The sequence below is a fragment of the Mesorhizobium sp. LCM 4576 genome (assembly GCF_001854815.1).
GTDB classification, from domain to species: domain Bacteria; phylum Pseudomonadota; class Alphaproteobacteria; order Rhizobiales; family Rhizobiaceae; genus Mesorhizobium; species Mesorhizobium plurifarium.
Map to the genome: position 1 here is coordinate 1 of NZ_MDDT01000041.1, position 23,998 is coordinate 23,998.

The 23,998-nt window shown below is 58.5% G+C and carries 17 protein-coding genes and 7 pseudogenes; 10 read left to right on the forward strand and 14 right to left on the reverse strand.

Translation table 11 applies throughout. The features are described 5' to 3' along the window. Positions 1-97 precede the first annotated feature (97 nt). The 5 genes and pseudogenes from ectB to LCM4576_RS22455 form a co-directional block, all read right to left on the reverse strand. Positions 98-1,441, reverse strand: a complete 1,344-nt coding sequence (gene ectB, locus LCM4576_RS22435; RefSeq protein WP_071034705.1) for a diaminobutyrate--2-oxoglutarate transaminase — start codon at positions 1,439-1,441, stop codon at positions 98-100. 300 nt (positions 1,442-1,741) lie between these two features. Beyond that, complete coding sequence (gene istB / locus LCM4576_RS22440; RefSeq protein WP_071034706.1) at positions 1,742-2,599, reverse strand: IS21-like element helper ATPase IstB; 858 nt, start codon at positions 2,597-2,599, stop codon at positions 1,742-1,744. Then, positions 2,599-3,910 (reverse strand): annotated as a pseudogene (gene istA, locus LCM4576_RS22445) (IS21 family transposase). Before istA ends, istB begins: the two are co-directional and overlap by 1 nt. Positions 3,911-4,832: 922 nt before the next feature. Continuing rightward, entirely contained in the window at positions 4,833-5,177 is a 345-nt protein-coding gene (locus tag LCM4576_RS36355; protein ID WP_131803278.1) for a hypothetical protein, read from the reverse strand. A 486-nt stretch (positions 5,178-5,663) separates the two neighbouring features. Further along, positions 5,664-6,368: a class I SAM-dependent methyltransferase gene (locus LCM4576_RS22455; RefSeq protein WP_071034708.1), complete on the reverse strand. Its 705-nt coding sequence runs from the start codon at positions 6,366-6,368 to the stop codon at positions 5,664-5,666. A gap of 541 nt (positions 6,369-6,909) precedes the next feature. Here LCM4576_RS22455 and LCM4576_RS22460 point away from each other — a divergent pair. From LCM4576_RS22460 to LCM4576_RS22470, 5 genes and pseudogenes are all read left to right on the forward strand, one after another. Then, positions 6,910-7,479 (forward strand): annotated as a pseudogene (locus LCM4576_RS22460) (IS481 family transposase); the annotation flags it as partial. A gap of 179 nt (positions 7,480-7,658) precedes the next feature. Further along, positions 7,659-7,988, forward strand: coding sequence for a hypothetical protein (locus tag LCM4576_RS37205; protein WP_071034709.1), 330 nt, complete (start codon positions 7,659-7,661; stop codon positions 7,986-7,988). Further along, positions 7,954-8,067 carry a hypothetical protein gene (locus tag LCM4576_RS37750; RefSeq protein ID WP_407067394.1) on the forward strand — a complete coding sequence of 38 codons (114 nt, stop codon included), beginning with the start codon at positions 7,954-7,956 and terminating at the stop codon, positions 8,065-8,067. The genes LCM4576_RS37205 and LCM4576_RS37750 overlap by 35 nt, the downstream gene beginning before the upstream one ends. Before the next feature lie 203 nt (positions 8,068-8,270). Beyond that, positions 8,271-8,780, forward strand: a complete 510-nt coding sequence (locus tag LCM4576_RS37755; RefSeq protein ID WP_407067395.1) for a transposase — start codon at positions 8,271-8,273, stop codon at positions 8,778-8,780. Further along, positions 8,714-9,004 (forward strand): annotated as a pseudogene (locus tag LCM4576_RS22470) (integrase core domain-containing protein); the annotation flags it as partial. The gene LCM4576_RS37755 and the pseudogene LCM4576_RS22470, both read left to right, overlap by 67 nt. Before the next feature lie 723 nt (positions 9,005-9,727). On the opposite strand, the gene LCM4576_RS37555 reads toward LCM4576_RS22470, so the two are convergent. The 5 genes from LCM4576_RS37555 to LCM4576_RS36865 all read right to left on the reverse strand — a co-directional run bounded on the left by LCM4576_RS37555 (position 9,728) and on the right by LCM4576_RS36865 (position 13,721). After that, positions 9,728-10,168: an enolase C-terminal domain-like protein gene (locus LCM4576_RS37555; protein ID WP_274534978.1), complete on the reverse strand. Its 441-nt coding sequence runs from the start codon at positions 10,166-10,168 to the stop codon at positions 9,728-9,730. Continuing rightward, positions 10,125-10,382, reverse strand: a complete 258-nt coding sequence (locus LCM4576_RS37560; protein ID WP_274534979.1) for a hypothetical protein — start codon at positions 10,380-10,382, stop codon at positions 10,125-10,127. Before LCM4576_RS37560 ends, LCM4576_RS37555 begins: the two co-directional genes overlap by 44 nt. A 115-nt stretch (positions 10,383-10,497) precedes the next feature. Next, complete coding sequence (locus LCM4576_RS22485; protein WP_071034712.1) at positions 10,498-11,496, reverse strand: alpha-ketoacid dehydrogenase subunit beta; 999 nt, start codon at positions 11,494-11,496, stop codon at positions 10,498-10,500. Beyond that, positions 11,486-12,475 carry a thiamine pyrophosphate-dependent dehydrogenase E1 component subunit alpha gene (locus LCM4576_RS22490; RefSeq protein ID WP_244510872.1) on the reverse strand — a complete coding sequence of 330 codons (990 nt, stop codon included), beginning with the start codon at positions 12,473-12,475 and terminating at the stop codon, positions 11,486-11,488. Before LCM4576_RS22490 ends, LCM4576_RS22485 begins: the two co-directional genes overlap by 11 nt. A gap of 997 nt (positions 12,476-13,472) precedes the next feature. After that, complete coding sequence (locus tag LCM4576_RS36865; protein WP_198540295.1) at positions 13,473-13,721, reverse strand: hypothetical protein; 249 nt, start codon at positions 13,719-13,721, stop codon at positions 13,473-13,475. Between the two features lie 793 nt (positions 13,722-14,514). Between LCM4576_RS36865 and LCM4576_RS22505 the strand changes: the two genes are divergently transcribed. Both LCM4576_RS22505 and LCM4576_RS22510 read left to right on the forward strand, forming a co-directional pair. Continuing rightward, positions 14,515-15,618 carry a mandelate racemase/muconate lactonizing enzyme family protein gene (locus LCM4576_RS22505; protein ID WP_071034716.1) on the forward strand — a complete coding sequence of 368 codons (1,104 nt, stop codon included), beginning with the start codon at positions 14,515-14,517 and terminating at the stop codon, positions 15,616-15,618. Positions 15,619-15,673: 55 nt separating this feature from the next. Beyond that, positions 15,674-15,856, forward strand: coding sequence for a tautomerase family protein (locus tag LCM4576_RS22510; RefSeq protein WP_071034717.1), 183 nt, complete (start codon positions 15,674-15,676; stop codon positions 15,854-15,856). Between the two features lie 219 nt (positions 15,857-16,075). On the opposite strand, the pseudogene LCM4576_RS35040 reads toward LCM4576_RS22510, so the two are convergent. Then, positions 16,076-16,500, reverse strand: a pseudogene (locus tag LCM4576_RS35040) (DDE-type integrase/transposase/recombinase); the annotation flags it as partial. Positions 16,501-16,613: 113 nt separating this feature from the next. Here LCM4576_RS35040 and LCM4576_RS22515 point away from each other — a divergent pair. After that, positions 16,614-17,126 (forward strand): annotated as a pseudogene (locus LCM4576_RS22515) (transposase); the annotation flags it as partial. A 75-nt stretch (positions 17,127-17,201) separates the two neighbouring features. On the opposite strand, the pseudogene LCM4576_RS37645 reads toward LCM4576_RS22515, so the two are convergent. Next, positions 17,202-18,308, reverse strand: a pseudogene (locus LCM4576_RS37645) (tyrosine-type recombinase/integrase); the annotation flags it as partial. A 350-nt stretch (positions 18,309-18,658) separates the two neighbouring features. Here LCM4576_RS37645 and LCM4576_RS22520 point away from each other — a divergent pair. Together LCM4576_RS22520 and LCM4576_RS22525 are read left to right on the forward strand one after the other, a co-directional pair. After that, positions 18,659-19,286, forward strand: a pseudogene (locus LCM4576_RS22520) (ISNCY family transposase); the annotation flags it as partial. A 328-nt stretch (positions 19,287-19,614) separates the two neighbouring features. Then, positions 19,615-20,847, forward strand: coding sequence for an acetyl-CoA carboxylase biotin carboxylase subunit family protein (locus LCM4576_RS22525; protein ID WP_071034719.1), 1,233 nt, complete (start codon positions 19,615-19,617; stop codon positions 20,845-20,847). Positions 20,848-21,068: 221 nt separating this feature from the next. Here the strand turns inward: LCM4576_RS22525 and LCM4576_RS22530 are convergent, their stop codons facing one another. Next, positions 21,069-22,505 (reverse strand): M20 family metallopeptidase, encoded by a 1,437-nt coding sequence (locus LCM4576_RS22530; RefSeq protein WP_071034720.1) that lies wholly within the window; start codon positions 22,503-22,505, stop codon positions 21,069-21,071. An 88-nt stretch (positions 22,506-22,593) separates the two neighbouring features. Continuing rightward, a complete protein-coding gene (locus LCM4576_RS22535; RefSeq protein WP_071034746.1) occupies positions 22,594-23,988 on the reverse strand; it encodes a CapA family protein in 1,395 nt (464 codons plus the stop codon). Positions 23,989-23,998: the final 10 nt, after the last annotated feature.

Here is a 23,998-nt window from a genome sequence, read left to right on the forward strand (position 1 = left end):
TCGGCAACTTGCAAGCTGTCTAGATGATAGATGCCGTGAGCGCGCCGCCCGCTTGATAACGCCTCAACGGACCCAGACGGTCGCCCAGCCTGATCTTTTAGCACCTTCGATTCCGGCAGCCGCAAATCGACATCCCACTCTCCATACATCRCAGCCTCAATCCGCTTTCGACGCTTGCGCGCACAGAACTGWCCAAAATATCCAGCCCGCGTTGGAGCGTCTTCCCGTCAATTGTTAAAGGGGGAAGAAGCTTGACCACGTGGTCCTCCGCGCCGCATCGCTCTACCACGACCCCATCTTTAAAGGCCCTACGGACAATTTCCTCCGCCAGTTTGCCTGTGTTACAATCAAGTCCAAGTATCATTCCCCTTCCACGAACGGAAAGGTTATGATCTGCGCTGTTGTTGGCAATCTGTTGAAGGCGCTGRCTCACTATGCGTCCTGTTTCCGCAACGCCATCAGATAGCTTTTCATCCGTCCAATATTTTCGTAATGCAGCGATCCCAGTCACCAGCGCAAGGTTGTTGCCTCTGAATGTCCCATTGTGTTCGCCCGGCTGCCAAACGTCTATTTCAGGTTTGATCAGCAAAAGCGATAACGGCAGTCCACAGCCGCTGAGGGACTTCGACAAGACAATGATATCTGGCGACAAATCGGCAAATTCGAAACTAAAGAAATTACCTGTTCGACCGCAACCTGCCTGAATATCATCAACAATCAGGAGGATGCCGTTCTTTCTGCAAATTCGCTCGAGCGACTGCAGCCAGTCGCGGCTCGCAGGGTTGATGCCACCCTCACCCTGGACTGTCTCCAGAATGATGGCTGCCGGTAAATCAATACCGCCGCTTGGATCAGCAAGCAACGTTTCCAAATGTTCCGAAGTGTCCTGATCGGCTCCCCAATACCCATCATAGGGCATGAACACCGTGCCGGCTAGAGGAAGGCCTGCCGCATCTCGGTAGGTTCGATTAGCTGTTACTGCAAGCGCGCCCAAGCTCACGCCATGAAAGCCGTTCGTGAATGAAACTACAGTTTGCCGGCCCGTGGCCTTGCGTGCGAGCTTTAAAGCCGCTTCCACGGCATTAGCCCCGGTGGGACCGGGAAACTGAAACTTGTATGTCAGACGACGTGGACGCAATATTGTGGCGTCAAAACACTCCATGAACTCTCTTTTTGCAGAAGTAGCCATGTCCAGGCCATGGATAATTCCGTCTGACTTCAGGTATTCCTTTGCTTCATTTAGGAGATCCGAATCATTGTGACCGTAGTTGAGGACGCCCGCTCCGGAGAGAAAATCGATGAACTCGGAGCCATTCTCATCCTYGAGAAWGGCTCCCGCGGCCTTCCTGAACACAACAGGAAACGCCCGCGAATATAACCGCACGTTTGATTCGAGAGTTTCGAAGGCAGATAGCGAGTTTGAGGCTTTCTCTTGAAGCATGATCTTTCCTCAATCAAATGATGYGCCATAGCATCTCAATTGGAAACCCGATGGCCGTAGCGTTGTACACGGCACGCTCGACCCCTGCGCCTACCTAGAATGGTAGTCTCGTCACACACGAGCAGAGATTATTCGAACAACGCGGGCTCAACGTCGTTCTGGTCAGTGCGCGCTACGTCGCCTGGGCGCAAGACAGATGCGAGCGATGCCGCATGGCTACGCTAGCTCCATTCCGTCGCTGTCAAACGCCATCCGGAACTGCCCCCTTTGCGTCATGAAGAACTGCCCCCACCTTCGGGTTCATGATGTCGGTTGAAGGTTAGTTCCGTCGGTGACGGGCCGGAGGGAGGCGGAGCCGACCGGAGGCCTGTCACCGACGGGCGGCCTGATGAGGCCGCTGTTTCGCTTGGCGCGGAGCCGGTAGCTGTCGCCGCGGATGGTCAGCACGTGGCTGTGGTGCAAGAGCCGGTCGAGGATCGCGATCGCGACCACCGGATCGGCGAACACGGTGCCCCATTCGGCAACGCTGCGGTTCGACGTGATCAGCATGGCGCCGGTTTCATAGCGCCGGCTGACCAGCTGGAAGAACAGGTGCGCCGCGTCGGGCTCCAGCGGCAGGTAGCCGAGCTCGTCGACGATCAGCAGCTTTGGTTTCGACAGTGCCAGCAGTTTCTCGTCCAGGCGCCGCTCGCCGTGCGCCTTGGCGAGGCCAGCGACCAGCGTCGTCGCCGTCGTGAACTGCGCTGTATATCCGGCCAGGATCGCCTCTCGCCCGAGCGCGATCGCCAAGTGCGTCTTGCCGACGCCCGGCGGGCCAAGCAGCAGCACGTTCTCGCCRTTGGCGATCCAGCGGGACGCGGCCAGGTCGCGGATCTGCTTGGGATCGATCGACGGCTGTGCCTCGAAGTCGAAGCCCGCAAGCTCCTTCACGGCCGGGAAGTGTGCGAGCTTCAGCGCCATCTCGATGCGGCGGTGATCCTTGCGCGCGATCTCACGCTCGCACAGCAGCATCAGCGTCTCGCGCATCGATAGGTTCGCGCGCGCCGCCTCGTCGAGCAAGCTGTCGAGCTGGTCGCGGATGCCGAAGAGCTGCAATCGCATCAGCATAGCGTCGAGCGGATCGATCGGTGCTTCGGTTGCTTTGTTTGCGCGCGCCATCAGAAGCCCCCTCCGATCGCTGCCTCGTATTCGGCAAGAGGACGCAACAACGAGGGCGCTTGCGACGACGCCGGCACCGCCGACGCCGCAATCTCCGCTCGGCAGACAGCGCCATTGCGACCGGCAACCCCGTCGAGGTGGGTGGAATCGACGATCCGCAGACGGCGGCCCTGCGATTGCCTGTGGACCGCAACCTCGCRCATGCCATGACGGATGCGCACCTCGCCAGCCGCGACCGTCACTGCGACGCGCTCGCCGATCAACCGCCACGGCACCGAGTAGCTGTTGGTATCGACCTCGAYGGCGCAATCGTTGCCGACGATGCGGCTCAGTWCGCGCAACAATCCGAACGACGGCCGCCCGCTGAGCGGCTTCAGACGGTGYGCCTCGTCACGCTCGAAGCGGGCCATCGGCGCCTCGCCGGTCGTGCCGTGGATACGCGCGTTCGCCACCTCGCGCTCCCACCTGGCGAGATGCGCCTCGAATGCCTCCCAGCTCGTGAAGGAATGACCCGCGATCGCGTTCTTCTTCACATAGCCGATGCCGCTCTCGGTCTTGCCCTTCGTGCGCGCCCGATACGGCGCGCAGGCGCGAGGACGGAAGCCCCAATGCTTTGCGAACGCGATGAGCTTGTCGTTGAACTCAACCGACCGGCTCGCCGCGTCGTGGCGCACGACGAGCGCGCGCGGATTGTCCATCAGAACTTCCTCCGGCACGCCGCCGAAGCTCGTGAACGCGCTCTCGATCCCGGCGAACCAGTGCTCCTGCTTCTCGGCTCGGAAGGCACGCACATGCAGCCGTCGCGAATGCCCGAGCGTCGCCACGAACACGAATGCCTTGATCTTCGCGCCGCCGATCTCGACCAGACGCTCGCCGAAGTCGATCTGCAGCTGTCGCCCCGGCGGCAATCTCGAACCGCGTTGTCGCCAGCGCCTCGGCCCTCAGCGCCTGACGATAGGGCTGCACGGCGCGTTGCAGTGTTCGCCGGCTGACCGCCAAGCCTTTCTCGGCCAGCAGATCCTGGCGCACCACATCCGCATTGCCGCGATGCCGAATGAATCGCTCGCGTAGCCAACCCTCAAGGCCGTCGAGCCGTTTCGGCCGCTCCGGCAACTTGAACGGCTTCACGCCGTCCGCCGCCACGTAGACCTTCACCGTGTGATGGCTGCAGCCCAATTGCCGCGCGATCCGCTTCAATCCCCACCCGCACGCCTTCAGGCGCAACATCTCCGCCACATCGTCCGGCGTCTTCATCACCTGCCCCCGTGGATCACTCCACGACGGGCTTTCCGTGATTCGTTGTTCGTTCATTTGCTCTCTCCTCAGCTATCCACTGAGGGGGCAATTCCTCGTGGCGCCGAGGGGGCAATTTTCCATGACGCGCGACACCGTCGCACGCCGTGATCCAATAGACCTCGGTGGATTCCATCGCCAAACTGGTCATCCCACACGCTTTGAACGAGTCTGCCAGATCGTGCAGATCTTGGGTAAACGTGCCGAATAGAGCGCGATCCCGACGTATTGGATCTACAGCGATGTGCGCTGTCATTCGTYCCATCGAGACGATCCGCGCCTCGCTGGTGGGCAACGAGCGAGACGACCATCTCTTCGTGCTGACCCAGTCGCTGGAGCTCTATCTATGACACCAACCAARCCAAAATACTTGAATGTCATCGCAAGCTGGAATTCTTAATAGCGGCGCTGACTGACAAAGGGCTAAGCCGCCGCAGCCGGCCCAGAATCCGTCGTCGCGATAGATCAGCGGATTACAGCCAAGCCACAAAGAAAGAAATCGAAATCACTGGCTGCTTCTGAAATAGGCACTGTTTCGAACGCGCCCGAGACGGGAATGTGTATCCACCCGCRCTTGGTCCTGAGATCGTAATGCTGCCGCTCGCTGAGCAGGTTGGCAGTCCACAGCGGTTCGACTGGAGAGGCGGAGCGTGAGYTCGCCCGCACTATCGGTCTTCTGTTTGATGGATATGTGTGAGCCACTCGCTACGAAAGCTGGCCGCTTCAACACTATCGAGCGGCTCATTGATAGCGGACCGTCTTGCTCGCCACAGTCGGCAAGTCCATATTGACGCCGCCGGCTCTCATTGATTGTTGGCAAGCTGATCGACAGTGGATTGCCGAATGTAGATGAAGGCGCTGCGYGCCGGATGGTCAGACGTGATCTTCATCGCGGCCTCCGTCACTGCGGGGACGCTGAGTGTTTCCGAAAGCCGCGCGCTCACCATGGCAATAGCTTCGTCCGCTCGTACGCTGCTACCAGTACCGGTGGGGTCTTGGGCTCGAAGAGATCGATTTGGCGATGACAGGGTTGGGAATCGTCACGTAGCAAGGTTAGACAGGCATCGAGCTCAAGACGAAGTTCGCGCATCATCGCCTCCGCTTGATCTTCCGTTATCCAGATCGGCAGATGCGCCCGGGTGCCGTCAGGCTGGCGCATGGTCCGACTGATGTCGTCACCACGACGATTGCGCCCGGCAACAGCAACATATGAAGCTGTTGCCCCGATGCCGGGAACCGTCATCGAGCGCCGGCAGGTCGTCTCATTCCAAGCGATCGTGAGCACTTTTTTGTGCAGGTGAACAAATTCGGCACGCAGCTTCCACRGGGCGGGAGGAGTCAGACTTCTTTGGATCGTGCATCAGCGCCTGCGGCTCCTCGCCTTCCCGCTGCGGACCATCAACCCCGTCTTGGGATGGATGGCCAATCCAGAGATCTCCCGGTTCCCGTACAAGGAGCTTGCGCACATGCCAGGATCTCAGACCACGCCGGATCGTCCAAGCGCTCGCGAAATCGCGTCCGGCTGTTTTGCCTTCCGCCAGATTAACGGCGTCGGCATCCGGGATCACAACCCTTTCGTGGCTCGATGACTGGCCTATGCGCTCCCCTGCCGACGCTTCGCCGACATCCTCGCGGATGCCMTGCGCACGGCTCGAGGCCGATGTGGATCGCTACTCCTTCACCGCAGCGGACTCTCACCGCCGACTCCTTGCCGGCGCAGTAACGGTGGTTCTTCAGGTACATGAGACAGTATTAGACAGCGCCCCGGAGTTCATGGCTTCTCGGTCGGTGCGCTGACCTTCTCGGGCACCTGGAAGACCCAATAGTGCGCGTCCTCCTCGGCGACGTATCTGCCGTTCCTTAGACACTGTGCCGTTATAAGGACGCCTTCATCCTGCAGACACCGCATGTGGTCCTCAAAGGATGTCGTCTCCGCATAGCTCTTGCGGGTGCTTGCAATCACGAAGCCGTTCGGGCGGGTGACGCGAGCCAGCTCGCGCAGTCCATCTGGTCGGACATGCCCGAGCGTGAGGACGCCGCTGCAGACGGTCAGGTCATAGATCGCGCTGGAGTAGTCGGAGAGCTGCCCGTTAAGGTCGACATCGCCTCGGGCATGGCGGTAGACCCCGGTTTGCCGGGCCTTTTCGGCCATCTCTTCGGAGAGATCGAACCCGTCAATCAACCGGAAGCCGAGGCGTTTCAGCTCCACTCCCACGAGCCCTGTTCCGCAGCCGGCGTCCAGGACTACGATGGCATTTCGCTGTCCGGCCAAATAGGCCGTCTGCACCGCGCCTGTCAGTTCCGCCACGATCATCGGCCCGCAGTACCCAACGCGGCCTTGATCCAGATCGAAAGCGCTCGCCCATCCGCGATATAACTCAGTCAAGCGACTTGCGTCGCCATCGAGGGCATGGGATGCCTTCATGCGCTCTCGTGCGGCTTGCTCCGGTGCTGTGTGCTGATCCAGGGTTTTCATAACAGTTCCTCTATGTAGGGCTAGATGGAAGCGGCACGCCTTTATGTGCGCGCAATGGCCGCATGGGCGCCTCGCCACTGTGCGGAACATGGTTGTTTGACCATGCGAAGGTGTTTAGACATTCATGTCACCGTCCTCTGGCGGAAACATACATCCATCCTCTCGGCTTGATCCGCGTGGCCGTATTCCTGACCTAGCTGCTGCCGGTCCTGAATCGAAGCTCCACGAGAGCCACTCCAAGATGGGTGGCAAAAAAAACGGTCTGCCATTCTCAAGAGCACTGTAGCAGCAGCACACGGGAACAAAAGACTATTATTGAGAATCTTATGTTACATTATGTTATAAAGTTGAGATCTACGTATCGCCTCAATTTCATCTTTCCAAGTACGCCGACATAATTCGGTAACAACACTGTCACAGACCTTCTGCGGTGACGACGATGTATTGCAAATCAATCCGCAAAGGAGTCCAGCAGAAGACTAGAATGTTTGATCCTAGGCTTTGATGGTGCATCCTTGTCCTCCGAATCGAAGGAGGCACTATGGGCCAGGTTCTCCATGGGAGCGCCACGACGACAGAGGCGGTCCGTCGAGCGATACAACATAGTCAAGAGAGCCTGAGAACCCTGGCCAAGCGCCACGGGATCAACCAGAAGACGGTCGCGAAGTGGCGGGAGCGGACCTCAACAGCCGACCTCCCGACGGGGCCGAAAGAGCCGCGGTCGACGGTYCTTTCCGTCGAGGAGGAGGCGGTCATCGTCGCCTTCCGGCGCTACACGCTGCTGCCGCTCGACGACTGCCTCTATGCGCTGCAGCCGACGATTCCGCACCTGACGCGCTCGTCATTGCACCGCTGCCTGCAGCGCCATGGCATCAGCCGTCTGCCCGATGTCGAGGGCGACAGGCCGGCGAAGAGGAAGTTCAGGAGCTACCCGATCGGCTATTTCCACGTCGACATCGCCGAGGTGCGGACCGAACAGGGCAAGCTGCACATGTTCGTCGCTATCGATCGCACCTCGAAGTTCGCCTTCGTCGAACTGCATGAGAAGGCCACCACTGCCATCTCAAGGGAGTTCCTGCTGCGGCTGATCGCGGCCATCCCCTACAGGATCCTGTGTGTTTGTTCAGTGCTATGGAGAAAGTGGTAAGGAGACCGAGTGGATCCTGGTCGTCTTGCGGACAGGCCGTGGCATGGCCCGGTCCCTTCCCACCGGTGAACCATCAACCTGAACAGTTGCACGGGGCTGTTCGAAGCAGACCCCGCACCACAGGAAGAGGCGTGGACATGATAATGCAGAACTATGTCGGCTGYGACATCTCCAAGCAGTGGCTCGACTTTTTTGATGAGACAAGTGGCCGCCTTCGGCGCATCGACAACCAGGCCGATGTGATCGCTGCCTACGTGGCAGGCCTTCGTCCGGGCCGGGACTTCGTCGTCATGGAGGCGACAGGGACCCATGACCGGCTGCTGCGGCACGCGCTGGCCAAAGCCGGCATTGCGTTCTCGCGGCATAATCCTGCCCATACCCACCCACTATGCGAAGTCGACAAGACGGCGCGCCAAGACGGACCGTCTCGACGCCCGGATGCTGAGCGACTATGGCCGCCGTTACCAGCCTGAAGCCGAGCCGGCGCCGTGCGAACAAAACGAGCGGCTTCAATCGCTTGCCCGTCACCGCATGAGATGCGGGCAACGCTGAAGAAGCACCTCGCTGAGGCCTTCGACGCGCTTGTCATTGCCGACCTTGAAGAAACGATTGCCCACTTCGACACACGCATCAAGGCGCTCGAGAGCCGGATCGCCGAAGTCATTGGTCAAGCCGAGGACACCGCCGGCGATCACGCGCTGATGGTCTCCGTGCCGGGTGTCTCCAAGACCACCGCGCTCTGCCTGCTGGCGCTCATGCCCGAGCTCGGCAAGCGTTCCCCCAAGTCGATCGCGGCGCTCGCCGGCCTTGCCCCATTCGACAACGAGAGCGGCAAGCTCCGCCGCAAAAGCCAGATCCAGGGCGGCCGATCGCGTGTGCGCCGCGCCTTTACATGGCGGCACTTAGTGCCATCCGAACCTATGACCGCTTCAGAGCCTTCTACACCGACCTCGCAGCCCGCTCAGGTTCCAAGAAACTGGCCATCATCGCCGTCGCAAGAAAGCTCCTGGTCGTCCTCAACGCCATTATCCGCGACAAAACCCATTCGCATGAACACAGTTGCCATACCGTGCTCACCGACATTGGCATCCAGTTCACCACGCCTGGTGCTGGAGGGTCGGCCGTTCCCCTCATCAAGGAGGCCATCGCCAACGGCGAGCGCTTCTGGGCGCATGCCTTCGAATATGCCTGCGCCACCAACGACATCGAGCACCGTACTACCAGGGCCAAGCATCCGTGGACCAATGGCCAGGTCGAGAGGATGAACCGCACCATCAAGGACGCCACCGTCAAGCGCTTCTACTACGAGAGCCACGACCAGCTGCGCCAGCACCTTGCCGACTTCGTCGCGGCTTACAACTTCGCCCGCAGGCTGAAGACCCTCAAAGGTCTCACGCCCTACGAGTTCGTCTGCAAGGGCGATGGACCACTCAGYCCGAACGCTTCAGGCTAAATCCGCTCCAGCAAAATGCCGGGACTAAACATCTAGGCTCAGGACCTGTTAATTTTGTTGAGGTTCGATTCACGGTTTCCGACGAAGGAGATCGTGGTGGGTGATTTGTTTCTGGTGAGCGATCGCCAGATGGCGGGTCCGACTGGCTGGGAGTCGGTCGATGTTCGCAGCTACTTCTTGGACCGCGCGAGCAGCTCGGGAGTGGAACCTAGAGAAGCTGACGACCAACCTGCGTGCGTTTCTTGCGGTACCTCCCGTCGCAGGCCGATGGCAAGCAGATCTCGACGCCGTTTGCCTTGCATATKCCCATTGGCGACTCGCCGACATGTCCCGGTATCTGTCGGCGGAGCAGGTGAGCAGGTTGATTGCTGCGTGCGATGGCGAAACCATCGCGGCCTKGGGAAATAGGAGTCCTTACTCAGCTTGGGGATGCGCGCCCACCGTTTCGGCCCGGGTCTCCCAGTCGCGCCCGCTCGCGCAGGAGATCGGCGTCGGGGGTCTTCTCCACGAGCGCGCGCCGGTTCAATGTCGTCGGTCATCGGTGGTTCCTGCAAATCAGGTTGGTGTCAGCAACCCTAACGGAAGAAGATCGATGACCTCCGCTGCGCCGCTCGCTACTGCGCTGTTGAGGGCGCGCTCGCGAGCGGCTTCATAACCCTCAGCTACACCACCTGATGGGACACGATCCCAAAAATCCCTTCTTCCGGCACGACCCCAAGGCCTGGGCCTTCCGGCAGTTTATGTGGCYGCCCACGACCTTCACACCGTTGGGGTCATACGCCCCTCGATATATGACTCGGCCAGCCAAACGCCTTCCAGCAGGCGTGGTTCCACCGTGGCGCCGATATGGGTGCAGGCAGCGATAATATCCCCACCCCAAGCGTCGTCGCAGGTATGGGGCATRCTGCGCGCCTCCCAAATATCACGGAAGATGGCCATCGCGTGCAATCCGCCGATCCGCGTGACCTTCATGCCGAATCCGTCGCAAAGGCCGGTCCCTGCGGCGCGGATGATGGTGGACAGATCCTCGCCATTCTTGTCGATATAGATGCCGTGATGGACCTGCCTCCGGATCGCGGCGATCTCTTGCAGCGTTTTGYAGGGCTGTTCCATTACGAAGGGAACGTCCGGACATTTCCGGGAAAGCCCCAKGGCGTCACGAGTTGTCAGGCCRCGGTTGCCATCGGCGGCCAGACGCACGCTTGCCGCGGATCACCTCCCAGACATTGCGGAGAACGGCGATATCCACCTCCACATAGTAGGAGGGCGAGTTTTCGGTGAAAGATCCACCCAGAAGGTCGACCACGCGCACTCCATAAGCCTTGCCCATCGGGTCGTAGGCTGCGATGTCAATCGCAGCTTTGGCATAGCGATGGCCGTTCAAGAAGCGATCCATCTGCCGCCGCAGTAGCAAAGGTTGCGGTGGGTTGGCGCCGATCAGCCCGGGGGCTATCTCGCTTAGCGCGGCGCTGGAGGTAGGATGATGCCGGCGGCATTCGCTTCCATTCTATTGTGAGTCTTCGACGGTGTCAGAGCAGCCGCCGTACGGCAGCGATGATGTGATTCTTAGTCGGGAAGTAGTCCTTCTCGAGGGCCGGACTGAATGGGACGTGAATATCAGGAGCGCTCACCCGCAGGATCGGGCGCTTCAACAGATCAAAAGCCTCCTCCGCCATCATCGCGGCGATTTCACTTCCGACATTGCAGACGCGGTGCCCGTTCTCAACGATCACGAGCCGTCCGGTCTTGGCGACTGACGTTTTGATGGCCTCATGATCGAGCGGCTTCAACGTACGTGGATCGATCACTTCGACCGAAATGCCTTCCTCGGCGAGCGCGCCGACAGCTTCCATCGTCGGCCGAATGACACCGGCAATAGCGATAAGGGTTACGTCTTCTCCTTTGCGCTTCACATCCGCTTTGCCAATCGGGATTACATGGTCCGGATCTGTGGGCACATTGCCCTTGAGCGGCCACAGGCGAGTGTCTTCGAAGACCAAAACAGGATCGCMGTCGCGAATGGCCGATTTCATAAGCCCCTTGATATCGGCGGCGCTGGTCGGGCTGATGATCTTGAGGCCAGGCACATTCATAAAAAATGGATAAGGCCGGTCGGCATGCTGCGCCGCCGCGCCCCCCGATAACATACAGCAACGAAACACGATCGGAACGTCAATCTGGCCTCCAGTCATATACCGCAATTTCGAGGCCTGGTTAATGATCTGGTCCGAGGCGAGATAGACGAAGCTGGCCCCTGAGAGGTCTACAATCGGCCGCAATCCATTAATGGCAGCCCCGATTCCGAGGCCGGTAAAACTGCCTTCTGAAATCGGCATGTTCCAAATCCGGTTCTTGCCGAACCGCTCAATAAGTTTKGCGCCACCATGGATCGAGATGTCCTCTCCCACCAGGACCACGCGTTCATCACGAGCCATTTCCTCCATCTGCGCCTGCTCGAGCGCTTCAAGATAGGTCATCTGAACATGGGGACCGGGCGTCGCGGCAAGTTTCTGCGCATCAGTTTCCATGTTGATTAATTCCTCTCCAGCCTGGCCACGAAGCTGTGATGGTCTGCAGGGGCGAGTTGAACATGTAATCGGACAAGGTTTCGGGCCGAGGCATGGGGCTGGCCAAAGCAAATTGTACAGCCTGCTGGACGGCTTCGGCGACTTCGTCCTCGATTGCTCTCAGACTATTTTCATTTACACCTTCTTCGAGGAGCACAGCGCGATACAACAAAATCGGATCGCGCTCGCGTCTATGAGCCTCGACTTCTTCAACTGATCGATAAGGTTCCCCCGGTATCACTAAGCCGAAATTGTGTTCCTCGAACCGATAAGTGTTGGCTACTATCAGAGTAGGCCCCTCGCCCGCGCGTGCTCGCGTGACGGCTGGTGCCGCAGCTTCATAGACGGCGCTTACGTTTTGCCCGTCAACCGTTATCCCCGGCATGCCGTAGCCCGTCGCCCGCAGCGCGATGTCAGGCTGCCCATGGCTTTGCGCCACCGAGGTGGTCTGTGCATAGCCGTTGTTCTCGCAATGGTAGATGACCGGGAGCTTCCACAGCGACGCCATGTTGAGACTCTCATGGAAGGTGCCCTGATTCACCGCTCCATCACCGAAGAAGCAAAGAGTAACCTGATCGACGCCCCGCACCCTGGCGCTGAACGCACACCCTGTGGCAAGAGGAATGCCCCCTCCGACGATACCCGATTCGCTGATGATCCCGACCGAATTGTCTGCAAAATGCATCGAACCGCCGCGCCCCTTRCAAATACCGCCCTCCTTTCCCATAAGCTCGGCCATTAGCGCGTCCAGACGCGCACCCTTCCCGATCGGATGGCCGTGCGAACGATGCGTTCCGGTCATGCCATCATCGTCCCGAAGGGCCAGACATGCCCCGACGATGGCGGCTTCTTGACCTGCGCTCGAGTGGAACCAACCAGGGACCTGGCTATCTTTAAAGTAGCGCATACCCTCTTCTTCGAATCGACGGATACGAAGCATCCTCCGATATGCCTCTAATCTCTGATCACCGCTTAACTGCATGATCCAAACGTTGCTCCAATATCTAAGTAGTTGCTCGAATGTCTAAGTAAAAGATGCCGCGCGAGATGGCGAGGCGCAAGTCCTGTAAGTTTGTCTTGTTCTATTCATCCTATCATGTCCCGAACAAAGAGCTTGCCGACAAGTTATCGGGCAGTGCAATAAGTGAGGATTTGACGACTCTCACCTCTTGACATTTCGTTGCAAGAGAGGTCTTGGCTCCTCGTCGTCGTCCCCAACGAACAGTCGGCATGGTGATTTGGGTACCTTAGGCAGCCCCGGCTCCAGAACTGGTTCAGTGCGTTGTAGATGCTGGTGAGACTCTGACCTTGCCTGGAGCGGCCATTTGATGGACTTCTTCGGCACGCGCATGCGGATGAAGATAGGTCAACGGAAAATCCGCGAGCGCCTCGTTGGTGCCTCAGATTAATCATGCGCAATACAGCCAYCGAGCACGGACCTCTGGAGTGGATGTCTCGTATGGAGCTTTGCGGCGTCAGCAATGGCCATGTTCCTAGTTTCTAAGATGCTTTCTCTGGGGCCTACCGAGTCTGAAGCAAGCGCCGCGCCATTTGACTTAAAGCTGTGCAATCACATTGCTTCTGCGGCAACGAGGCGTCGCCGGAACAAATCCGCAAACATTCTTTTGTTCGAAACACGACAAAGAATGTGGGAATCCCAAACAAAGAATGGAGCGGCCACGACTACGGACGAGAAGCGTGACCTGCCCCTGAAAATCCCCGGTCTGCTCTTCAGAACATGTTGCGCAATTAGCCACCGGGCGTGTCTCGATCGCCTGCAGCATGAGAACCGAGCGCCCAGGGGGGGCGCCGGTACTCGGGCTCCCCGCCCGCTGCAAGCCAGTGCTCGACCGTTCTCACGCTCATGYCGGTCCGGGGCGCGATCTGTCGCGGCGACAATGCCGGTCGTCCGCAAGTCAAGGTCTTCAGCATAGAGTTCACTGCGCTGGTTTAGGCGCGACCGGACGCAGGCCATCAAACTTCGGCGAAGTCTCCAATGTTGTCTCGGCCCTCATCGCCTTTCCGGCGGCACTGACCGCTTTGCGATGGCGAGCCAGGGCTAGACGCAACGCTTCGCCCAGGTTCTTCGCATCAATTTCCTCTATGACGTGCCCCATTCCCTCAAGCACTTTAGCCGTTTCCGCCACCCGGTCGCGAATTTCTGGATCGAGCTTCAACTCCCCCATAAACTTAAGGCGATCCCGATCTTCAAGCGGCTGCTGGGCTGTGGAAGCTCGGGGGATAGCGATCGTTTGCCCCACGGCGAGCAAATGACATGGATATCGATGGCCGGCGATTGACGTCGATATCGCCGAATGGTGGTTTTTTAAACTCAGCCGCGAGCCCTGCCGATGTCTTCCGAATCCCAGTTGCGCCAGAAGTTGCGGAAGGTCGAGGACCTTTTCGTGAGTGYTGGAACGGCCGGCGACGGCTCGCGTCGGAAGCGCCGCTGGAACGTGCGCGGAAGCGTTTGACTGGACTTGGGCGGCAAAATCCCTCAATTGAGATGTAATTCTCGATGCCGGATCAATGGTCGCGCCATCTGTTTCTTGCCTTGTTGCTGCCGTTATGGCATATGAACCCCAACCAAACCCTGAGACCTTTTGCGGAATTCCGGGAGAAGCKGATCTCGTCAGTTACGGCGCGGCCCGTAAAGGASGCCGACGACGCCTTCCTTTCATTGGAGTAATAGAACGGGAAGCCGACATCGCGGACGACGGTCGTGCCCGTGCGCGGCGTGACGCACTGAAAGTCGGAGACTTCGTCCAAGAAAGTCATCGCCGCGTATCCGTGGCGGAAGCTTTGAAACGCCAACTGGTCATGACTCTTGGTTATCCGAGTGCATAACAAAAATCATTTGAAGTGCGGTGCCAGTGCGCGTTATCTCCCCCGGGGGGGGGGAACCTGTTTTTACCTAGCTAACGCGTGAGAAGAGAAGGCAGTCGCCTGCCTGATCACGGCTGCCCGCAGGGGGATACGATGAATATCAAGCGCATTCGTGTATTCAGGAAGTATCTGCCTGTCCCAGAGGGAAAGGTGAAAGTCGGGCAGGCCACACTTTCAGGATTTGATTCCACAATAGTGCAGGTCATCTCGGACGGCGGCCTAGTGGGATGGGGTGAAACCTGTCCAATTGGCCCGGTGTATGGCCCAAGCCACACTCTGGGGGCCCGCGCGGCAATCATGGAGATGGGGCCTGGCCTTATTGGCGCGYCCCTAAGTCCGGTTCTGCTTCATCGTAAGATGGACTCGCTTCTGAACGGACACTCTTACGCGAAGGCCGCCTTCGATATTGCCGCGCACGACCTGATCGGAAAGCAGACGGGAATGCGCGTTRCCGATTTGCTGGGCGGYCCGGCTACGGAGCGTGTTCCGTTCTACTATTTCATCGGGATTGGGGACGCCGACGAGGTTGTGCGGATCGTGAAGGAAGCGCAAGGCGCGGGTTACGTTCGGATTCAGACCAAAATTGGCGGTCGACCAATCGAGCAAGATATCGAAGTTATCCGGAAGGTCGCGGAGGTCCGGAGAGCCGACATCCGCTGGGCCGTCGATGGCAACAGGAGCCTAACGACTCGCGATGCGATCATCCTAAGCCAACAATGYAGCTCCCTTCCGTTCGTTCTTGAACAGCCGTGTAATTCTCTTGAAGAGATTCGGGCCATACGCGCCAAGGTGCATCACCCGATCTACTTGGATGAGAATGGCCTGGACCTCAACACCGTTGTTCAGGCCGTTGGCAGCGGCCTTTGCGATGGCTTCGGGATGAAATTGACGCGGATCGGCGGATTGCAGCCAATGGCGACCTTCCGAGATATTTGCGAAGCCAGAGCCCTGCCTCACACCAGCGATGACAGCTGGGGTGGCGATATAACAGGCGCAGCATGCGTACATCTTGGATCCACGGTGAGAACCAACTTATTCGAAGRCTGCAGTTGGACCGCCAAGATTGCTGAAGAAGGCCACTACGACCCGAAGAACCCGATTCGCATAACGGACGGCCATATCGCGCTGCCCAACGGGCCGGGTCTCGGGTTGGGCATCGATCAGGCGATGTTCGGCGACCCAATCGCGGAATTTTGAAAGAACGCGCTCGCGCGCCCCACCAGCAGCCACGGCACATCCAACAGGAGCAATTATGCYGGTCATCCACGTTGAAACGTTCAAAGTAGACGACGACAAGAAGGAAGAGCTAGCCGTCGAAATTACCAAATTGTTCTGCAACAAAATGAAATTGAGGCCTGAACAGGTTCATGTGGTGTTCGACGAATACGAACCCAACAACTGGGCAACCGGCGGCAAGCTTTGGTCGAGAATGTAATGCTGCATTGAACTGGCGTGCCGCGGGTGACCCAGCTTGCATTAATGGCTCCAGCGATATCCTTGAAGACGTTGCAGTGAAGGGCTGACTTAACGGCGCGAGCGGCGCCTTGCGGCTAGTTTCATCCAGGCCGAACAGGACGCCGCAAAGACCCATGCGTTGTCTGGGAAGGCCCTTGCCCCACGCTTCGCGGCGCTCAGCTATCTTTCGCCCCTGAGAGATGTTGCYGATGGGCTCCAGCAGCCGGCGATTGTTGAACCAGTCGACCCATTCCAGCGTGGCGAACTCGACCGCCTCGAAGGAGYGCCACTGTCCGCGCCGGGGGATGACCTCGGCCTTGTAGAGGCCGTCGATCGTCTCGGCCAGTGCGTTGTCGTAGGAATCGCCGACGCTACCGACCGAAGGCTCGATGCCGGCTTGCGCCAGGCGCTCGGTGTATTTGGTCGAGAAGTATTGGGCGCCGGGAGCCCGCCGCCGCGCATGGGTCGCCGCTCATGCAGCACCTGTTCAAGCGCATCGAGGACAAAGCGGCATGCGTCGTCCTGCTCACCCGCCAGCCGACGATACGGCGGGCAAAGGCGTCGAATGATTAAGGCGACATAGACGAAGCCGCTCCAGTTGGCCAGGTAGGTAAAATCCGACAGCCGCGAGCGCGCCCCTCAACAGCGCTGAAGCGAGCGAGCGGCGATAGCAGCGGTCATCGATGTTCCCCGGTAGGGTCGGGTTGCTGAGACCAACCTGATTCGAAGGACCACCGATGACCGACGACATGATGAACCTGCGCGCGCTCGTGGAGAAGACCCCCAACGCCGCTTTTGCGCGAGATGATCGRCTTTGCTGCCGAGCGGCTGATGGAGCTGGAGGTGGGCACGGCGACCGGCGCCGGCTATGGCGAGAAGAACCCGCTGCGGYAGGCCCAGCGCAACGGCTATCGCGAGCGCTACTGGGAGACGCGGGCCGGCACGGTCGAGCTGCGCATCCCCAAGCTGAGGAGGGGCTCTTACTTCCCCTCGTTCCTGGAGCCGCGGCGCATGGCCGAGAAGGCGCTCACCGCAGTGATCCAGGAAGCCTACATCCAGGGCATCTCAACCCGCTCGGTCGATGATCTGGTCAAGGCGATGGCGATGAGCGGCATCTCCAAGAGCCAGGTCAGCCGAYGGTGCGAGGAGATCGACGGTAAGGTGAAGGCCTTCCTCGACCGGCCAATCGAAGGCGACTGGCCATACTATGGATTGATGCCACCTACCTGAAGGTGCGCCGCGGCGGCCGCTCGTCTCGGTCGCCGCATCTCGCCGACATCGGCCGGCAAGGGAAGGTGTTCGATGCAGTTTCCTTTGCCCCGTACGAGGATCTCACCGGTCCGCCAATCCAGGTCGTCAAGCTTGAGCTTGGCGACTTCCCCCGCCCGCAAGCCGAGACGAACCAACATGGTCAGGACCGCGAAGTCGCGGCAGCCGTTCGACGTATCGCGGCCGCAGGACGTCAGCAGGCGCTGAACCAGGTCGCAATCCAGTCCCTTTGGCAACCCAGCCAATCGCCGACCGGCGACCGAGGGCACGCAAGCGRCAAGAGATTGCGCGATGAGACCCTCGACATGAAGGAACGTGAGCAGCGACCGCAGCGCCGTTACAGTCAGGCTTGCCGCGCCGCGGCTCAGCTGAGGGCAACGTGCCACGACAAAGGTGACGACGTCGGTCGCGGCCAAACCCGCAAGGTCCAGGGCACGCCCGTCGGACGACAATCGATGATGCAGAAAGGGGCGCACCATCCGGGCATAGACATCGGCGGTCGCTTTCCCCAAACCGCGCTCAATCGCCAGATAGCGTTGGTATCGTTCCAGCAGCTCATCTGCCGGATCGTCGGGTGCACGGGGCGACGGCAGCACCACGCCGCGAGACTGCAAATAGGCCAACAGGGGCTGCAATGCTTTGATCGAGCGGAGCTGCGGGCCAGCGCCACGACGGGTACGGACGAACCGATCGACCTCGCTTGCACCCAGTCCCTCCATTCCATGCCTTCCAATGCGAGCCAGCGGCTCAATCGCGCCACCAGCCGCATCTGCTCGCGAGCGGAAAGCGGCGTATAGCCTTGTCGGGCGAGTTCGCCGGCAAACCCAGCCGCAAACGGGGCAAGCGGGCCCTGGACGCGAACGCGAAACGGATCGATTGACATGAAAGCATCCCCTTCTTTGGAAACAAGAAGAGGAGTTTGCACGATCCGTCAGACCACCGGTGATTATGCCGACCCCATCGCAGCGATCACCGCCTCCGAAGCCGACATCCACCCAAGGTCGGCATAATCCGGACATCGGCAACCACGTCAGTGGCACGATCGATCTTCGCCGCGATCGACTATCGCCGCCCAACGCGATGGGTGTTCTCCCGTGATCCAAAACAATCCGAACCGCGCGGGCCCAGACCTCAGCTGAAAATCGATCTGTCGTATTGCTCATGATGGCTCCCACTTCTCAAGAGTTGGAACCTCAATCCCGGCGCAGTTCAGCTGAGCGCCAGTTGCGAACATTGCGACCATCTTAAATTGGCTATCGTAAGGCTCGAGAGCGAAGAGCCGACATTCAAGAGAAGTTTGCATGAGTTCTTTGTCGTTAGTAACGCTGTTCCCGTGCTTTGGTATTGCCCTTTCAGCATTGCTCTGAGGCAGYGGTTTCTCCCGTGTGGATTCCGTTTGTGCGCGGCAACAAACAAGGTGAGACTCGCATTGCCTCATCGAAAATGTTCCTGAATGTTCAACCGTTGCCTCAGGTAAGTTGCTCCCTACCGAGGRGTATGAGCAGGGGCAACCATGGGACGGCTGAGCATGGCGACACGGAAAGAACTGACCGCTGCGGTTTCAGAGCGCTATCGTGCTTCGACGCGAGCGGAGAAGGCGAGAATTTTGGATGAGTTCGTCGTCGTCACTGGCTTTCACCGCAAGCACGCGATGYGGCTGTTACGACGCGGCAAGGGGCCATTTTCAGGCCGGCGAGYGCGGCCGCGGATTTATGATGATGAAACGGAACGCAATGCGCTCATATTGCTATGGAAGGCATCTGACCGCGTCTGCGGCAAGCGGCTGAAGGCGTTGCTGCCGGTCCTTCTCGAGGCGTTGGAACGGCACGGTCATTTTAACCGAGCGCCCGAACTCCGGGGCAAATTGCCGGCGATGAGCGTGCCAGGGTTCGTTGAGGCGGACCTCGTAGCCCATAGCGGCCCTTCGGCTCGCGGCAGCTTCATCCAGACCCTCGTGCTCACCGACATCGCAACTGGCTGGAAGGAATGTGCGCCGTTGCTGGTTCGCGGACAGACGCTGTTGAGCACGGTGCTGACAGAATTGCGCAAGTAAGTGCCCTTCGCGCTTCTCGGCCTGGATAGGGGACAACGACACCGTTTTCATGAACGAGACGCTGAAGGACCTCGCCAGATTTGCAAACGCGGCCAAGGAGGCATTTGGGGTTCAATCCGGCCGACCTTGAGCCTGGCAAGCGCTGCTTCAGCGAAAAGAAGGAGCTTATCGACAGAAGCGATTAAAGAATCAGGGGGCGCCACCCTCCGCAATTCCTCGAGAGGGTGCGTGCCACACGGCCGATGCCAAACCGCTGCAATAGATTCTTCAACTAAGTTTTGCGAACTCTTTGCGAACGCCAGGCGCTGAGAATGGTACCTTCCTTCCCGCAAGGTTTGAGATCAGGCACGGATAAAAAGCTGCTGCCGGTTTACGCTCGGGCCGTCGCACAGCACGCAATGTCGGAGTCAAAATCCATGGAAAAAAAGGCACTCATCCTGGTTGAAGGTCATAGAGGTAATGGTCCGCTCTACGTCCAAGCGGCTCAGTGTCTCGGCGTTCATCCAATTACCCTGGCGAGAGAACCGGCTCAGTATGGATATCTTGCGGGGGAAAGCGTTGAGGCTATTCGTATTGATACAGGCAATCTCGATGCGCTAATCCGCGAATCTTACCGACTGCGTGCTACGTACGACATTGTTGGCATTACTGGCTTCGCGGGTGACGATGAGTCAGTCCCTATAACAGTCGGCAAGCTCTGCCAGCACTTCGATCTACCCGGATCGAACCCCGCATCGATTGCACGATGCTGCGACAAATTCGTTCAACGTCAGGTTCTCGCGGACGCTGGCGTTCCAGTACCTGGTTATCGCGTGGCAGCAAATGCGACGGAGGTGGAAACCTTTGCCGCTGAGATCGGCCTGCCGGTGATTCTTAAGCCGGCTCTGGGCAGCGGCAGCATCGGTGTCCGACTGTGYTGYGACGTCGATGAGTTGGCCAAACATACGAGTTATCTATTGGGCGGGAAGCACGAACGGCATTCTTCGCCGAGGATAYTGGTCGAAGAATTCGCGCAGGGCCCTTATTACACCGCTGACATAATGGGTAATGAGGTCATTGCGATTGRCACCGGTGAGTTTGGGGCCTACCCGCATTTCGTCCATCATGAGCTCACCTATCCGGCCCAGCTGACTGATGAAGAGCATAATCGTATCGCCGATGTTTCGCTGAGCTGTCTGCGAGCTCTCGGCCTTGGCTGGGGCCCAACGAACGTTGAGCTCCGGTGGACGAGGCGTGGCCCAGTCGTCATTGAAGTCAATCCGCGTATGCCGGGTTCRCCCGCTCCTCAACTGGTTAAACTGGCTTACGGTGTCGATCTCGTCACTGAGTTCATCAAGCTTGTCATCGGCAACGAATGGGATTTGCGCGGAAGCCATTCGCAGACTGCGGTCGCGCGGTTCCTAGTTGCTGATCGCGATGGCACGCTCGATTGGATCGACGGCAGTCGAGCGACTGCTGTATCGGGCGTCGCCGAGGTCAAATTCTATGTTGAACCTAAGACGCAAATCATTAGGAAAGGCGATTACCGGGACTGGATGGGACATGTCATCGCCGTCCCACCCAACGGTACTCGGACCAAGACCTTACTTCAGCGTGCTGCCGATCTAATCGATTGGTCGATCACACCCTTCCCTGACCTTGGCGAATAGCTGTAGACACTGGTCGTCCGAAGCGTCCAGCACCTCCGAAAAGGTTCTCACGATCGTCTGAAATCGCGGCTCACGATCACCTGAAATCGTTGCTCATGGTCCCGTGAAATCCGTGCTCCACGCGCTGCCCAGCCGCACCGAACTTCGGCCTCCGCCCTGAACTATTGGCAAAAGCCAGACTTACCTCAACCGGCAGAGAAAGCCAATTCAAGGACCTATGCCTATACCGGCTTCTTGCAAAGATCGTCGGGTGTTACATCCGGTGGAATTGGGCAGACATACGAATGACTGCCGATGCGGTGCTGTAGTTCTGCTTTGGCGCGAGCAAGAAGCGCAGGGTTTCGCAGGCAATCGGCGGCGCTGGCAGCTATGGTTTTAGCCGCCAGTATCATGCCCTTGTGAGCCGCCGGGAGTTTCCCTTGCGTAACCAACTGCCAGGTATGAAACTCTGTACCGATAGCAAAGCAAGCAGTATTACACTGCGCAGTTGGTATAATCCAACTTACATCACCCACATCGGAGGTGCCCATTTCCGCCTCCTCTCGCGCCGACAGGGGAAGCACCCCATCGTGGAGGATCTTCGAGGTGAGCGACGGGTCGCGAGGTGYAATGCTCGCCGACAGGCTCTCCTTCGATAATTCAGCTTCGCGTAGCTTCTTTGCAAAGGAGTAGTCGGCTTCGTCGAAGGCAGGCGGACCTATTCGGCACATGTTCTCGTACATTACCTCCTGCAGCACCTTGTTGGGGATGATGTTTGAGCTGCCCCCAGCAATCTGAACAACAACAGAGGTTTCGGTCATCAAGGCCGCGCCGTCAGCAATCTTTCTAACACGCGCAAAGAGTTGTTGAGCATCCGGCAGAAGAGGCGAACGTATCGAATAAAGCGATTCTGCATATGACTGAACGGTGTTTGGGGCATCGCCGCCCGAATTGGTAACGGCGTAGTGCACACGTGCATCAGACGGCATGTGCTCTCGCATGTAGTTCACGCCTACATTCATCAGTTCTACCGCGTCGAGGGCGCTCCGCCCCATATGCGGCGACGCTGCAGCATGTGTAGCTCGCCCATGGAAACGAAAGTAAGCTTGGATTTCGGCGAGGCTGGAGGTTGCTATCACCTCATTGATAACGTGTGGATGCCAGCAAAAGGCGACATCAAGATCATCAAACAGACCTGCGCGGGCCATATAAGCCTTGCCGCCTCCATTTTCCTCCGCCGGGCAGCCGTAATAGCGAACCGTCCCGGGGATGCCTTCGTTCTCAAGAGTTGCCTTCAATGCTGCAGCGGCCAGTGCCGCGCCAGCCCCGAGCAGATTATGACCACAACCGTGACCATTTGYGCCTTGAGCGGCCGCTTCTTGATGGAGCGAGCCCGAAACTTGCGACAGCTCCGGTAGAGCATCATATTCTCCTAGAATCCCAATAATCGGTCCACCTTGTCCATACTCCGCCACAAAGGCGGTGGGCACACCACCGGCGTTTCGCGCTATGCGAAATCCTTCCTGCTTCAAAAGTGCGCTCTGCTCGGCCATTGAACGATGTTCCTGGAACGCCAACTCTGGCATAGCCCAGATACGGTCGCTAAGAGCGCAGAAGTCAGAGGCCTTGGCGTCCACCTGCTGGGATATTTCTTCAAGGCTAAGGCGATCGTTTTGCATGTGTACACATTCCTTTTTAACTATTTAGCAACGACCTAACGCGCGTCGTGGCCCTTCGATAACTTCTGACTTACATATCCGAGCCGCGTCATTGCGGCCTCAATCTGATGACACCGACTTCATCCTCTATGGTAATCTCGGTCCCAAATGGCTGCGAGAGCTTCTGCATCCTCTTCAGAATATCTATGCCCTGCCGCCCGACGGCTAGCCTGGGGATACCKCGATTGGCAAACCTCTTTGAGAAGCCAAGCTCGATCGGATAGAGCCGCAATTCGGCAAGCTGGTTCTGCTCAAACCGACTGACCGCGATAACGCTCTCGTAGCAAACGGGTGTCCCTAACGCGCCAACAAAGCCGTCAGGCGTCGGGTATCCTCTTGCCTGCTCATCGACGGTCACCTCGGCATCTGTGTCGATCCTAGGATCTTTGCCATACCCATCGAACATGTCAGCTCCTACGGGGGTCCGCAGGTCATCGAACAAGAAGTTCCCGAGGCTGTAACAGATTGGCCGGCCCTTGTAAATTTCGATACCTCGGAGAAGATGCGGTCCGTGTCCTATGTACGCATCAGCTCCGGTGTCGATCATAGTACGCGCGAAAGATTGCTCGTAATCCGCCGGTTCCTCACTAACCAACTCACACCAATGAGGCTCGTGACCATGGTTCGAGATGATGCAGAAATCGGAGAACTGCTTGGCCCGGCGAATGTTTCTTCTAATATTAACAACATCGTGCTGGTCTGCTTCGTAGCTAAAGCTGGGCTTATCGGCTGCTGTAAAAGTCTGTCCAAGAAGTACGACCTGACTTCCATTTCTTCCACCGACGGTGTAGCCAGGCAAGACATCCCGCACCCGCCTCACGCAATCAAGCACGTCCAGCGGAACGGCAATGTTTTGCGTCAAACGAAGGGCGTTAACCCCCGGTCTGCCAGRTGCTTCGCCAGCAGGAYCGCATGCTCGAGACATTGGCATGAAGGTTGTGGCAAGCGACACCAGCGCCACCCGACCGCGGGCCGTCTCCAAGAAGCGAGCCRCACTAGCTTGTGACAGGTTCTCCCCAACACCCGCATGAATGATGCCGCTCTCATCGAGCACACGACTTGTTTCACGCATGCCTTCAACGCCCCAATCAAGCGAATGGTTGTTTGCGCGGCTCATAAGATTAAAACCCATCGCCTTTAAATCAGGACCGAGCTCTGGGACGCTGATGTGATACGCACCGCCGTACTCCGCCTGCGGACTTCCTTTGAACGAGCGGATATCGAAAATGAGTGTTTCCATGTTGCCGAAGGTGGCATCGGCTTCATGTAGAATGTTCACGACGTCATCAAAGCCGGGATGATTGCCTTTGGTCAGCGACCGCGATACGATGAGGTCRCCCACGGCAACCAGCGTGAAGCCGTCCGCGACGTTTGTTTCAATCRAGCCCACCATATCGTATCCATCCGCTCGGCGGGCTGGACCAGAATTAATTTCGTCTGACATTTGCATACTC

Bases quoted from the DNA above. Each gene is read 5' to 3' on its own strand.
- LCM4576_RS36865 (WP_198540295.1), bottom strand. From the start codon at position 13,721: ATGGGGGAGTTGAAGCTCGATCCAGAAATTCGCGACCGGGTGGCGGAA.
- LCM4576_RS37750 (WP_407067394.1), top strand. From the start codon at position 7,954: ATGCTGAGCGACTATGGCCGCCGTTACCAGCCTGAAGCCGAGCCGGCG.
- LCM4576_RS37755 (WP_407067395.1), top strand. From the start codon at position 8,271: ATGCCCGAGCTCGGCAAGCGTTCCCCCAAGTCGATCGCGGCGCTCGCC.
- LCM4576_RS22455 (WP_071034708.1), bottom strand. From the start codon at position 6,368: ATGAAAACCCTGGATCAGCACACAGCACCGGAGCAAGCCGCACGAGAG.